At 46.9% G+C, this 13,478-nt stretch carries 10 protein-coding genes; 4 read left to right on the top strand and 6 right to left on the bottom strand.

Annotation, left to right across the window (positions count from 1 at the left end):
• Window positions 1–60 precede the first annotated feature (60 nt).
• From FIU99_RS02630 to FIU99_RS02620, 3 genes are all read left to right on the top strand, one after another.
• Entirely contained in the window at window positions 61–741 is a 681-nt protein-coding gene (locus tag FIU99_RS02630) for a TIGR00153 family protein (RefSeq protein ID WP_038163663.1), read from the top strand.
• A gap of 130 nt (window positions 742–871) precedes the next feature.
• Entirely contained in the window at window positions 872–2,131 is a 1,260-nt protein-coding gene (locus FIU99_RS02625; protein ID WP_006957777.1) for an inorganic phosphate transporter, read from the top strand.
• A gap of 154 nt (window positions 2,132–2,285) precedes the next feature.
• Window positions 2,286–2,897: a TIGR04211 family SH3 domain-containing protein gene (locus FIU99_RS02620; protein WP_006957778.1), complete on the top strand. Its 612-nt coding sequence runs from the start codon at window positions 2,286–2,288 to the stop codon at window positions 2,895–2,897.
• A 41-nt stretch (window positions 2,898–2,938) separates the two neighbouring features.
• Here FIU99_RS02620 and FIU99_RS02615 read toward each other — a convergent pair whose 3' ends face one another.
• Both FIU99_RS02615 and FIU99_RS02610 read right to left on the bottom strand, forming a co-directional pair.
• Window positions 2,939–3,715 (bottom strand): general secretion pathway protein GspB, encoded by a 777-nt coding sequence (locus tag FIU99_RS02615; protein WP_006957779.1) that lies wholly within the window; start codon window positions 3,713–3,715, stop codon window positions 2,939–2,941.
• On the bottom strand, window positions 3,715–5,325 hold the full coding sequence (locus FIU99_RS02610; protein ID WP_006957780.1) for an ExeA family protein: 1,611 nt from the start codon (window positions 5,323–5,325) through the stop codon (window positions 3,715–3,717). Before FIU99_RS02610 ends, FIU99_RS02615 begins: the two co-directional genes overlap by 1 nt.
• Window positions 5,326–5,415: 90 nt before the next feature.
• Between FIU99_RS02610 and FIU99_RS02605 the strand changes: the two genes are divergently transcribed.
• Window positions 5,416–6,633 carry a multifunctional CCA addition/repair protein gene (locus FIU99_RS02605; protein WP_006957781.1) on the top strand — a complete coding sequence of 406 codons (1,218 nt, stop codon included), beginning with the start codon at window positions 5,416–5,418 and terminating at the stop codon, window positions 6,631–6,633.
• Window positions 6,634–6,987: 354 nt separating this feature from the next.
• Here the strand turns inward: FIU99_RS02605 and eno are convergent, their stop codons facing one another.
• From eno to relA, 4 genes are all read right to left on the bottom strand, one after another.
• Entirely contained in the window at window positions 6,988–8,286 is a 1,299-nt protein-coding gene (gene eno, locus FIU99_RS02600) for a phosphopyruvate hydratase (protein ID WP_006957782.1), read from the bottom strand.
• Window positions 8,287–8,364: 78 nt separating this feature from the next.
• Window positions 8,365–10,005, bottom strand: a complete 1,641-nt coding sequence (locus tag FIU99_RS02595; protein WP_006957783.1) for a CTP synthase — start codon at window positions 10,003–10,005, stop codon at window positions 8,365–8,367.
• A 156-nt stretch (window positions 10,006–10,161) separates the two neighbouring features.
• On the bottom strand, window positions 10,162–10,962 hold the full coding sequence (mazG, locus tag FIU99_RS02590) for a nucleoside triphosphate pyrophosphohydrolase (protein WP_006957784.1): 801 nt from the start codon (window positions 10,960–10,962) through the stop codon (window positions 10,162–10,164).
• A gap of 242 nt (window positions 10,963–11,204) precedes the next feature.
• Window positions 11,205–13,424 (bottom strand): GTP diphosphokinase, encoded by a 2,220-nt coding sequence (gene relA, locus FIU99_RS02585; protein ID WP_006957785.1) that lies wholly within the window; start codon window positions 13,422–13,424, stop codon window positions 11,205–11,207.
• Window positions 13,425–13,478 lie beyond the last annotated feature (54 nt).

The following is a 13,478-nucleotide window of genomic DNA, read 5'->3' as shown; positions in this document are numbered from 1 at the left end:
AACATTTCACCACGAATGGTGTATGTTATTTTTAGGTTATATTAATTAGGTTGAATGACCATGCCAGTAAATACAATTATGGGGTTATTTGCAAAGTCCCCAATTAAGCCTTTGCAGCGCCACGTAGTGTGTGTCAACGAATGTTGTTCTCACCTAGTGAATTTCTTTGAAGTCAGTTCAAAGGGTGACTGGGAAAAAGCATCAGAAATTCGTGCACAGATTTCTCACCTTGAGAAAGAAGCTGACGTACTTAAGCGCGAAATTCGCCTTAAACTTCCTCGCGGTTTGTTTATGCCAGTAGATCGTAGCGACATGCTTGAACTACTGACTCAGCAAGACAAACTGGCAAACCTAGCAAAAGATATTGCTGGCCGTGTATACGGTCGTCAATTGACTTTCCCAGAGCCTCTCCAAGAAAACTTCATTGCGTATGTTAAACGTTGTCTCGATGCAGCGAATCAGGCGCAAAAAGTCATCAATGAGCTCGATGAGTTATTGGAAACTGGATTTAAAGGCCGCGAAGTAACGCTTGTGGCTGAAATGATCCATCAACTGGATGTGATTGAGGACGATACTGACGCGATGCAGATTCAACTTCGCCAACAACTGATGGCGGTTGAAAACGATCTGAATCCGATCGATGTAATGTTCCTTTATAAGATTCTTGAATGGGTAGGTGGCATAGCTGATCAGGCGCAACGTGTTGGTGCGCGTCTAGAGCTAATGTTGTCTCGCTCATAAACAAATAAGTTAACCAAATAACGAAGAGCATTTTAATAGCACTCCCCTGATAGGCGTTAAATAATGAGACGCCGAAGGGGTTTTTTCGTGCCGAATTTGCTCCGCTTGTTATCAACAACTAGGTATTACGATGGATATCCTTGCGAACTACGGCACTGTCCTGATTATTATTGCAGCAGTTTTTGGCTTTATGATGGCTATTGGTATTGGCGCGAATGACGTAGCCAATGCGATGGGTACATCGGTAGGCTCTAAAGCGCTAACCGTAAAACAAGCGATCATTATCGCGATGATCTTTGAATTTGCGGGGGCATACCTTGCAGGCGGTGAAGTAACCGACACTATCCGTAAAGGCGTAATCGAAACGTCACTCTTTGCTAGCCAGCCGGACGTTCTTGTCTTCGGTATGATGTCAGCCCTTCTTGCGGCAGGTACATGGCTTCTTCTTGCTTCTTATATGGGTTGGCCTGTATCAACTACTCACTCGATCATTGGTGCCATCATCGGCTTTGCCTGTGTGTCTGTGGGTACCGAAGCGGTCGATTGGGGCTCAGTTCAAGGCATCGTAGGTAGCTGGATCATTACTCCAGTCATCTCAGGTTTCTTTGCGTACGTGATTTTCGTCAGCGCCCAGCGCTTAATCTTTGATACCGAGAAACCACTCTTCAACGCTAAACGTTTCGTCCCAGTCTACATGTTCATCACTACCATGGTGATTGCGCTGGTAACGATCAAAAAAGGCCTTAAGCACGTTGGTCTGCACCTTTCTGACGGCGAAGCATGGATGTGGGCAGCTGCGGTATCTGCACTGGTTATGGCGGGCGGTTACTTCTACATTCAGAAGAAATTCTCAAGCCGCGAAGATGATCACGGTTTCGCTGGCGTAGAAGGTATCTTCAGCGTACTTATGGTTATCACAGCATGTGCAATGGCATTCGCTCACGGTTCAAACGACGTTGCTAACGCGATTGGCCCTCTGTCTGCAGTTGTATCTACCATTGAACACATGGGCGAAATCACAACTAAGAGCACCATCGCTTGGTGGATTCTACCTCTTGGCGGTTTCGGTATCGTTGTTGGTCTGGCGACGCTTGGTCACAAAGTAATGGCAACTGTTGGTACAGGCATCACTGAACTGACACCAAGCCGCGGTTTCGCAGCTCAGCTAGCAACAGCGTGTACTGTTGTTCTGGCATCAGGTACTGGTCTTCCTATCTCGACCACACAAACACTAGTTGGTGCGGTATTAGGTGTTGGTTTTGCTCGCGGTATCGCAGCATTGAACCTAGGTGTTGTACGTAACATCGTTGCATCTTGGATTGTGACCCTGCCAGCAGGTGCACTACTTGCGGTTGTGTTCTTCTACGCAATTCAGGCAATGTTCATCTGATGAGCAAGTCAATGATGTGTTAACACACTGTCATTATTGACTCAAATCCACAGAAAGGGAGGCTCAGCCTCCCTTCTTTGTTGCAGTGACTGGGGAAACTACTTACTATTTGGCACTAGCAAGTTATAGACAAAAGACTGTTAAAGGATTTACCGTGAAAAAACTGGTTTGCTTCGTTCTAGCATCACTGCTCGCTGTTCCAGCAGCAATGGCTCAAGACCGATACATTTCTGATAAGCTATTTACCTACATGCACTCTGGTCCTAGCAACCAATTCCGCATTATCGGCAGTGTCGATGCCGGTGACAAAGTGAAGCAACTTTCGACCAACCGAGATACTGGCTACACCCAGATTGAAGACGCCAAAGGTCGCAAAGGCTGGGTAGAAAGCCGTTTCGTCACAAGACAAGAAAGCATGGCGCTTCGTCTTCCTAAACTAGAGAAAGAACTGGCAGATGTTAAAGGAAAGCTTGCCAATGCTCGATCTAGCGCTGACCAAGAAAAAGCAGGTCTAGCGGATTCACTAGAAAACCGTAATCGCCAGATTGCCGACCTTGAGAAGAGCTACGGTGAAATCAGTCAACAACTGACAGCCTCACAAGAAGAAGTCCGTAATCTACGTGCTAAGCTGGATACGCAGAAAGATGACCTACTACTGAAGTACTTTATGTACGGTGGTGGTGTAGCGGGTATTGGATTACTATTTGGCCTGCTCTTGCCACACATTATTCCACGCAAAAAACGCTCTCCATCTGGCTGGGCTTAAATACAGAACATCAAAAAAGGTCGCCTTGGCGACCTTTTTTATTATCCTTTCCAGTCATATAAAGCTGGCACTTCAATCACCGAGCCTTTAAATGAAATCGCACTGCGTTGCGGTTCAATGTGCTGCAACTGAATGTCATTGCTAATCCAGTCACCTTCGCGATATTCGGTCCCATTGACTTTCACCCAACGTTTGTCTGGGTTGCTTGAGTAAACGTGTGTCTGGAAATTCAGCGGTGGCAGCTTTCCTTGCCACTGGCGGCTGTGTATCGCTAGATCGGACGCCTCACTGTCATCATATTTCGGCTCTGGGTTTGCACTCGACTCCAGTGCAGATTCAACCCGCATAGCCAGTTCAGGTGATAAGCCAGATAAATCTAAACCATCCAATAGTGTACTGTTTTGTGACTGAGCAGGCGGCTGAACGCGCGGTAGAACAGGTTCTTGAGGTTGAACCACTGGTGGTTGAGTTTCTTCGCTTGCCACTTCTATATGACCAGTGTCAGCCTTAGCATATTCGTAAGTTTCACGAAGCTCGCTAAATGATGGGTAAGGCAAAGTCTGATACGCAAACGGGACTTCTAGCACTTGAGGTTTCGCTTGATGGCTCGCCTGCCATTGCCCTCGTTGCTCGAGGTAACTCTGATATGTACTTAGAGCTCCCGTCACCAACGCAGGGGCAACAATAACCGTAGCTAACAACCAGCCTGATACCGTCCGTCGAGGTCGCACATCATTGACTGATTGGTAATGATTCACGCCGTTAAATGTCTGATGGTTTTGCTCAGAGTGGTCTAAAGCCTGCAGTACTTTTGACATTATGCTTTCTCCTCTGAGGCAGTTAACGAAGGGGCATGCTCTTGAGATAACTTTTCAAGACGCTGCAAGGTTCTTCGTCCGGCAATGCCATCCACATGGAGTCCCTGCCATTGCTGGAAAAGCTCAACCTTACGCATCAGTTCCTGATCATAAACATCGGACTCTCTTTCGGGCTCACCCAGAACTTTAGACAAACGATCATCCAATTCAGCGATCGCACGTCCTGACATATTAGGTTTCAAAGTCTGATGCCAGTAACCTTGCCAGATCTGGTGATATTGCCCCTGCCATAATTCCTTGAGCTTGGAGATAGGCAGTTCAATTCGCTCCGTTCCTAACAAGAGCTGAGCAGAATTCTGTGTGAGCTTATATAGCACAGCATAACTTTGCAGGCTGTCTTTGCTGAGAGACAAAAGCACGGGAACATTAGCTTGTCTGAGCGTATTCAGCGTGCCGCGTGATTGAGTACAACGGAACGCACTTTGGTCACTTTGCTGGCAAAGACGCTCAGCCACAGACGCATTCAGCCCCCACACATGATAAAGCTCCGCAATACCCTGCTGGAAATCCGTTGCACGAGCAAGAGTGGATTGTAATTCAACAGGAAAAACTTCCTTTTCTATCGCTTCCACATTTGACGCTGGGTACGCTTCACTTAGGTGCGCTTCAATCGACGCACTGAAAAGCATTGGAGCTAACCAATAACTACCGACAGCCAGTACAGCTCCTACGGCAGCGGCAATACCAATTGGAGAACGCTGTGGCAATGAAGGCACTGGTTGAGCGGGCTGATGATACGAGGTTTGAAAACTCATCACCTCTTCACAAGCCGCTTCAACACTTGAATGGCTCGGTACCGCTTCTCCGATGCTGTAAGCTCGTTTTAAAGCCGCATCACAAATCAGATTAATCAGGCGTGGAATACCCAGCGACTGCTGAGCAATATGCTTGAGCGACTTAGCAGAAAGCAAACTCGCTTCGCCACCCGCCAATTCAAGACGATACTGAATATAACTGGCGGTTTCTTTGCTATCCAATGGCAACAGGTGGTATCGCCCCGTAATACGCTGCGCTAGCTGGCGCAATTGAGGCATCTGCAATTTCTGTTGTAACTCTGGTTGGCCAACAAGTAGCACTTTGAGTAGCTTCTGGTTGTCCGTTTCAAGATTAGTCAATAAGCGCAACTGCTCTAGCACTTCAGCGGACAAATGCTGTGCTTCGTCGATCACCAGCAAAGTCTGAATACCATTCGCATATGTACTTAGCAGAAATTCATGAATCTTCTGATTCAGTTGTTTGAGCGTTGCGCCAGATTGATACTCAATCGAAAATTCATCGCAGATTGCTTCAAGCAACTCTATGCTTGAAAAGGTAGGGTTGAGGATTAGACCAGGCTGAGTATCCGTACCGAGTGATTTCAGCAATGCGCGTGCAACGGTTGTCTTCCCGGTACCAACTTCACCAGACAACATCGCAAAGCCCCCACCCTCGCCAAGGCCTACTTGTAAGCGAAACAGCGCTTCTTTGTGCCTTTGGCTTTGGAACAGGAAACGAGAATTCGGCACAATCGAAAACGGCAGCTCTGTGAATCCAAAATGTTGTTTATACATACTTCTCGTCTCTGGGAATTTACCGATAAGAAAAGTACCATTGCTGGCATGAATAGCCAATTCTAAAATCCGAATTTAAGAGAGACATCTGTGCAAATATTTCTGGTTGGTGGTGCAGTCCGCGATAAACTGCTGAAAATCGACGTTTACGACCAAGACTGGGTCGTGGTTGGCGCATCGCCTCAGGTATTACTGGACCAGGGGTTTGTTGCTGTTGGAAAGGACTTCCCTGTGTTCCTACACCCTAAAACCAAGCAAGAGCATGCCCTAGCAAGAACCGAACGCAAAACTGGCTCAGGCTACAAAGGCTTTGATTGTTATTTTGCTCCTGATGTCACCCTTGAAGAGGACCTGATTCGCCGAGACCTGACTATCAATGCAATGGCAGAAGATGAGCAAGGTCGGATTATCGACCCTTACGGCGGCCAAAAAGATCTCAATGATCGCGTTCTTCGCCACGTTTCAGATGCTTTTACAGAAGATCCTCTTCGCGTACTTAGAGTCGCGCGCTTCGCGGCGAAATTGCATCACCTTGGTTTTACCATCGCCCCAGAAACTCAACAGCTAATGGCTCAGATTGTCCAGTCTGGAGAGCTAATTCATTTAACGGCTGAACGTGTGTGGCAGGAATGGCACAAATCGCTATCAACCCAAGATCCACAGATTTTTCTATCGGTCCTGCGTGACTGCGGTGCCCTCAAAGTGATACTTCCTGAATTGGATCGCTTGTTTGGTGTACCTCAACCAGAAAAGTGGCACCCAGAAATTGATACCGGTATTCACAACCTTTTAGTGGCGAAACAGGCTGCCCTACTCAGCCCCTCTAACAGAGTGCGCTTTGCCGCGCAGATGCACGATTTAGGCAAGGGAGTGACCCCAAAAAATGAGTGGCCGAGCCACAAGAAGCACTGTCACACGGGCCTTAGCATCATCAAAAAACTGTGTGAGCGTGTCCGTATTCCGAATGAATATCGCGATCTTGCGTTAATGGTGTGTGAGCAACACTCCAATATCCACCGAGCAGCAGAGCTTAGAGCCGATACCATTATCAAGATCCTCAATGGCTTTGATGTATGGCGTAAGCCCGAACGTTTAGAAGAAATCTTGCTGTCTTGCATGGCTGACAGCCGCGGTCGTACCGGCTTCGAAGATATTGAGTACCCTCAAAAAACTATTTTTGAGCAGGCATACCAAGCAGCACTGGCGGTTAACGTTCAAGACATCATACAAGATGGATTCAAAGGTTCCGCAATACGAGGAGAAATGGAGAAACGCCGAATAGAAGCCGTTCGGGTAACAAGAGGTTAAACATTGCATTCAAAGAAAGGCAAAACCCGAAAAACCTAGCGTTAGTGCCTGCTTGACTTACCCCTGCCTAGTCTCTTCCCTAAAAACAAAAACGCCCCCGAAACCGGAGGCGTTTTTAAAGCTTTAAGCTAATAATTCAAGCTATGAATTACTGACCTTTAACTTCTTTTAGACCGTTGTAAGGAGCTTTAGCACCTAGAGCTTCTTCGATACGGATTAGTTGGTTGCTTTCTTTTAGGTGTAGCAGCAACACGGTCAGAACGTCTCATAGTTCCTAAGCTCTAAAACGCAAAATGCCTCACTAAAAAGTGAGGCATTCATTAAAGCTTTAAAGCTAATAATGCAAACTATGAATTACTGACCTTTAACTTCTTTAAGACCGTTGAAAGGAGCTTTAGCGCCTAGAGCTTCTTCGATACGGATTAGTTGGTTGTACTTAGCAACACGGTCAGAACGGCTCATAGAACCAGTCTTGATTTGACCTGCAGCTGTACCTACCGCTAGGTCAGCGATAGTTGCATCTTCAGTTTCGCCAGAACGGTGAGAGATTACTGCTGTGTAACCTGCGTCTTTAGCCATCTTGATTGCAGCTAGAGTCTCAGTTAGAGAACCGATTTGGTTGAACTTGATTAGGATAGAGTTAGCTACGCCTTTCTCGATACCTTCAGCAAGGATCTTAGTGTTAGTAACGAATAGGTCGTCACCAACTAGTTGAAGCTTGCTACCTAGTAGTTCAGTTTGGTGCTTGAAGCCATCCCAGTCAGATTCGTCTAGACCATCTTCGATAGAAACGATTGGGAATTGGTTAGCTAGCTCAGCTAGGTAGTGGTTGAACTCTTCAGAAGAGAAAGTCTTACCTTCGCCTTTCATGTTGTAGATGCCAGCTTCTTTGTCGAAGAACTCAGATGCCGCACAGTCCATCGCTAGAGTAACGTCTTTACCTAGTTCGTAACCAGCAGCTGCAACAGCTTCTGCGATAACTTCTAGAGCTTCAGCGTTAGACTTAAGATTAGGAGCGAAACCACCTTCGTCACCAACTGCAGTGCTGTAGCCTTTAGACTTAAGAACTTTAGCTAGGTTGTGGAATACTTCTGCACCGATACGTAGACCTTCTTTAAGAGTCTTAGCGCCAACTGGTTGGATCATGAACTCTTGGATGTCAACGTTGTTGTCTGCGTGCTCACCACCGTTGATGATGTTCATCATTGGTAGAGGCATAGAGAACTGACCAGCAGTACCGTTTAGTTCAGCGATGTGCTCGTATAGAGGCATGCCTTTAGCCGCAGCAGCAGCTTTAGCGTTAGCTAGAGAAACAGCTAGGATTGCGTTAGCACCGAACTTAGATTTGTTCTCAGTACCGTCTAGCTCGATCATTACTGCGTCGATTGCAGCTTGGTCTTTAGCGTCTTTACCAACTAGAGCTTCAGCGATTTCACCGTTTACCGCTTCAACAGCTTTAAGAACACCTTTACCTAGGAAACGAGCTTTATCGCCATCACGTAGCTCAAGAGCTTCACGTGAACCAGTTGATGCGCCAGATGGAGCAGCAGCCATACCTACGAAACCGCCTTCTAGGTGTACTTCAGCTTCTACAGTTGGGTTACCACGTGAGTCGATGATTTCACGACCTAGAACTTTAACGATCTTAGACATTAATGTTTCCTCTCGTTCAAATATAAATGTCAAATTTAAAAGGCAGCAGCACAACCTTCGCCACTGCCCGTATCCTTTTTACTTCTCTAATTCGCCGCGTTGGAATTCACCAGCCGCTTTTACGAACCCTGCGAATAGTGGGTGACCATCGCGAGGTGTCGAAGTGAACTCTGGGTGGAATTGAGCCGCTACAAACCATGGGTGAGCTGGATTCTCAATAACTTCCACAAGTTTCTTATCTGCTGACAGGCCTGACACTTTTAGGCCCGCTTTTTCAATTTTTGGACGCAGATTGTTGTTCACTTCGTAACGGTGGCGGTGACGTTCATGAATCGTCGCGCTACCGTAGAGTTCACGAGCTTTAGTCCCTTTCTCTAGGTGACATAGCTGCGAACCAAGACGCATCGTACCGCCTAGGTCAGACTTTTCGGTACGTTCTTCAACTTTACCTTCGCCGTCTACCCACTCTGTGATCAAACCTACCACAGGGTACTTCGTCTCTTTGTTAAATTCTGTTGAATGTGCACCTTCCATACCCGCAACGTTACGCGCGTATTCAATCAGTGCCACTTGCATACCCAGACAAATACCTAGGTAAGGAAGCTTGTTTTCACGAGCGTATTGCGCAGCACGGATCTTGCCTTCCACCCCACGATCACCGAAACCACCAGGTACCAAGATAGCATCTAGACCTTCCAGCGCTTCTTCACCTTTGGTTTCTACGTCTTGTGAGTCAACGTACTTAATCTTAACGCTCAAACGGTTCTTCAGACCTGCGTGTTTCAGCGCTTCGTTGACTGACTTGTAAGCATCCGGCAGTTCGATGTACTTACCGACCATACCAATGGTCACTTCTGCCGTTGGGTTTGCTTCTTCATAGATAACCTGTTCCCACTCAGTCAGATCAGCTTCAGGAGCAGAAATACCGAAACGAGAACAAACTAGGTCGTCAAGACCTTGAGATTTGATCAATTGAGGGATCTTGTAGATTGAATCTACGTCCTTCATAGAGATAACCGCTTTTTCTTGCACGTTACAGAAAAGAGCGATCTTCTTACGCTCGTTCGCTGGGATCATGCGATCAGAGCGACAAACAAGAATATCTGGTTGGATACCGATAGACAGCAGCTCTTTAACTGAGTGCTGAGTCGGCTTAGTTTTCACTTCACCTGCTGCGGCAAGGTAAGGAACCAGTGTCAGGTGCATGAACATAGCACGCTCACGGCCTAGCTCTACAGCCAGCTGACGAATTGCTTCCATAAATGGTAGTGATTCAATATCACCAACCGTACCACCCACTTCAACGATAGCAACGTCATGACCTTCAGAACCTGCGATTACGCGGTCTTTGATGGCGTTAGTGATATGAGGGATAACCTGAATCGTTGCGCCTAGGTAATCACCGCGACGCTCTTTGCGTAGAACATCTGCGTAAACACGACCGGCAGTGAAGTTGTTGCGCTTAGTCATCTTGGTGCGAATGAAACGCTCGTAGTGACCAAGGTCTAGGTCAGTTTCTGCGCCATCTTCCGTAACGAACACTTCACCGTGCTGAGTTGGGCTCATTGTGCCCGGATCAACGTTGATGTAAGGGTCAAGCTTCATCATAGTCACTTTAAGACCACGAGCTTCAAGAATAGCGGCAAGAGATGCTGCTGCAATACCTTTACCTAGAGAGGATACAACCCCGCCAGTAACAAAAATGTAATTTGTCGTCATGTTTAACCTGAAATTGGTTGAATGAGGGAAATGGATTTCTTCTGGACGGGAGATAAATATACCAGAAGACCCTTATCGCCACAACGTGAAATCTATCACACTGTAATTTTTTATTTTTTGCTTCAAATCAAATTCGAGCAGCTCGATACACTGGGTTTATTGTTGCGACTCTCGCCGTTTCACCTCATCCCACATGCTATCAAGTTGCTGTAAATCGAAGTCCGTCAACTGCTTACTTTGCTCAGCCACCATCTTCTCAACACTTTTAAATCGACGAGAGAATTTGAGGTTTGCTTTGCTTAATGCCGATTCAGGATTTTGTCCAAGATGACGGCTTAAGTTGACGACCGCAAACAACAAATCCCCAAGCTCAAGCTCTACTTTTTCATCATCGGGGGCAACTTGCAGCGCCTCATCCATGACTTCATCGACCTCTTCGCGCACCTTGCCCACAACCGGACCTAGTGAGTCCCAATCAAAACCAAATTTAGCGCACTTTGTCTGAATTTTGGTCGCTCGTGAAAGGGCCGGGAGCGAACTCGGTATTGAGTCTAGGATACTTTGCTCTTTTTTGCCGACTTCGGCTTTTTCTTTGGCTTTTTCCGCTTCCCAGTTGGCGTTGATTTCTTCGTCCGATTCAAATTCAACATCAGAAAAAACATGGGGGTGACGGCGAGTCAGCTTCTCATTCACTGTGTCAACAACATCTGAGAATTCAAACAGCCCCTGCTCTTTCGCCAGTTGGCTGTAAAAAATCACCTGAAACAACAAATCCCCTAGCTCTTCCTGCAAATTCGGCCAGTCACGATTATGAATCGCATCCACCACTTCGTAGGTTTCCTCAATGGTATGAGGAACAATTGTGTCAAAGCTTTGTTTTAGGTCCCAAGGGCAACCATTCTCAGGGTCACGAAGCTGCGACATTATCGCTTCTAGTCGTTCAATCGGGTGATTCATAATCTTTGTTCCTTTAAACCTATCTAAAGAAAAAGGTGAGCGGTACAACCACTCACCTTTAAAAATTTATTGTCATCCCCAATCGCTCGTTTCACTCTAGGGAATGACTACTCTTTTTTACTAAGTAGTTGGCTCTTCTAACAAGGCAACAAACTTACGAGACTCCTGAACATAGCTTGCCTATGTGATGGAGCGAGTATAGTGAAGTTAACGCTGTTAGAAAGCCAAATACGACGTAAAAACTAGCCGAGGCGTTTTACCGACATAACATCTTTAATCTGTTCAACTCGCTTCGACACACGCTGCAGAATCTCAATGTTAGTGACCTCTAGATCAAAGTCCATAATCGATAGCTGCTTACGGTAATCAACACGGCTCTTCATGCTGGTGACTTTGATTTTCTCGTTGGCAAACAAGGTGGTGATGTCTTTGAGTAGTCCACTACGCTCCATCGCTTCCACACGGACGGTCAGGATGTAAGAACCAACAAAACCACTGCCCCAAACGGTATCGATGATACGCTCTGGAGCGTGATGACGCAGCTCTTCAAGCTGTTCACAGTCGGCGCGGTGAACCGAAATACCTCGACCTTGAGTGATATAACCTGCGATTTCATCCCCTGGAATCGGCTGACAGCAACGCGCAAGGTGCGTCATCAGGTTATCAACCCCTTCCACAACCACTGCGTCTTTCTTAGGACGGCTTTGCGCAGGCGCTTTGGTTTCAGCTTCCTGTAACTTCTCTAGCGCTTGCTGATCTTCTTCCTCGGCAGTGGGCTTATTCACCAAGGCATTAATGTGGTTAATGATCTGGTTGATACGCAAGTCACCACTGCCGACACCAACATACAATTCGTCGGCACTGTTGACGTTAAAGCGCTTCAACGCATACTGCTCGGCGTCTTTCAGTGTCGCGTTGATTTTGGCCAGCTCGGCTTCAAGAATCTCTCGGCCCGCTTCTAGGTTCTTTTCACGTGATTGTTTACGGAACCAAGCATTGATCTTAGCGCGCGCTCGACCAGATGTGACAAATCCCATTGATGGATTCAGCCAGTCACGAGATGGATTCGGCTCTTTAGCCGTGATGATTTCGACCTGATCGCCCATCGTCAGTTTATGGGTAAACGGTACTATACGCCCTGCAACTTTGGCGCCGATACAACGGTGCCCGACTTCTGAGTGAATGTGGTAAGCAAAATCAAGTGGCGTCGCGCCCATAGGCAGGTCGACCACATCGCCACGAGGCGTAAACGCGTAAACGCGATCATCAAATACCTGACTACGTACTTCATCAAGCATTTCGCCGGAATCTGACATTTCTTCCTGCCAATCAAGCAGTTTACGCAGCCAAGTAATTTTCTCGTCGTAGCCACTTCGGCCACCGCCACCTTCTTTGTATTTCCAGTGCGCTGCAACGCCAAGCTCCGAGTCTTCGTGCATGTCTTTAGTACGAATCTGGATCTCGATGGTTTTCCCTTCAGGGCCAAGAATCACAGTGTGGATTGACTGATACCCGTTCGGTTTTGGGTTCGCAACGTAATCATCAAATTCACTTGGTAGGTGTTTGTATTTGGTATGAACAGCGCCTAGTGCTGCATAACAATCCTGAAGTTTGTCGGCGATAATACGAACAGCGCGAACATCAAACAGTTCGTCAAATGCCAGACTCTTCTTCTGCATTTTGCGCCAGATACTGTAAATGTGCTTAGGACGCCCACTTACTTCTGCATTGATGCCTGAAGAGGTAATTTCATTCGAGAGGTCATCCACAAAATCCGTAATGTACTGCTCACGAACGATGCGACGCTCAGAAAGCTGTTTCGCGATCTGTTTATAGGTATCAGGCTGTTGATAACGGAAAGCGTAATCTTCAATTTCCCATTTCAACTGACCAATGCCAAGACGGTTTGCCAGAGGCGCGTAGATGTTTGAACACTCTTTCGCCGCAGCTTGGCGCACTTCGTCCGGGGCTTTCTTTACCTCGATCAGATTACAGATGCGTTCAGCAAGCTTGATGACCACGCAGCGGAAGTCATCGACCATCGCTAATAGCATACGGCGAACATTATCTACTTGAGCCGAGGCAGCGCTGCCTTCCATAGTGACATTGAGCTGTCCCAGTGCCGCCATTTCCTCAACGCCATCAATCAATTTGATCGTTTCTTTGCCGAAATCCTCTTCCAGTGCTTCACGTTCATAAGCCCCACTGGACACCACTGGAAACAACAAAGCAGCCACTAAGGTGGCTTTGTCCATGGAGAGAGTAATGAGAATTTCGATCATTTCACGCCCACGCCATAACAGCAGTGGGCCTTGATCGTTGTCTTGTAGAATGGTTTCACAATGTCGATATACCTCTTTAAGGCGTTTCGACACTTTATTGTCTTGCTCTAGGCTCGCAATCCAATTATCTAGTTCAAACTGTTCGTCTTGATTCAAATGTGCGCTTCTTACCGCAACCATCGTCTTCGTCCTGTAATACTTTTTATCTTCGACCTACCCCGTGTTGAGACTGCT

The organism is Vibrio sp. THAF64, from assembly GCF_009363455.1.
GTDB lineage: Bacteria > Pseudomonadota > Gammaproteobacteria > Enterobacterales > Vibrionaceae > Vibrio > Vibrio coralliilyticus.
This window is presented reverse-complemented; position numbering and strand designations above follow the sequence as displayed.

Excerpts from the sequence above, each read along its gene's own strand:
- FIU99_RS02630 (WP_038163663.1), top strand. The coding sequence starts at position 61 with ATGCCAGTAAATACAATTATGGGGTTATTTGCAAAGTCCCCAATTAAG.
- FIU99_RS02625 (WP_006957777.1), top strand. The coding sequence starts at position 872 with ATGGATATCCTTGCGAACTACGGCACTGTCCTGATTATTATTGCAGCA.
- FIU99_RS02615 (WP_006957779.1), bottom strand. The coding sequence starts at position 3,715 with ATGTCAAAAGTACTGCAGGCTTTAGACCACTCTGAGCAAAACCATCAG.
- FIU99_RS02610 (WP_006957780.1), bottom strand. The coding sequence starts at position 5,325 with ATGTATAAACAACATTTTGGATTCACAGAGCTGCCGTTTTCGATTGTG.
- eno (WP_006957782.1), bottom strand. The coding sequence starts at position 8,286 with ATGTCTAAGATCGTTAAAGTTCTAGGTCGTGAAATCATCGACTCACGT.
- FIU99_RS02595 (WP_006957783.1), bottom strand. The coding sequence starts at position 10,005 with ATGACGACAAATTACATTTTTGTTACTGGCGGGGTTGTATCCTCTCTA.
- mazG (WP_006957784.1), bottom strand. The coding sequence starts at position 10,962 with ATGAATCACCCGATTGAACGACTAGAAGCGATAATGTCGCAGCTTCGT.
- relA (WP_006957785.1), bottom strand. The coding sequence starts at position 13,424 with ATGGTTGCGGTAAGAAGCGCACATTTGAATCAAGACGAACAGTTTGAA.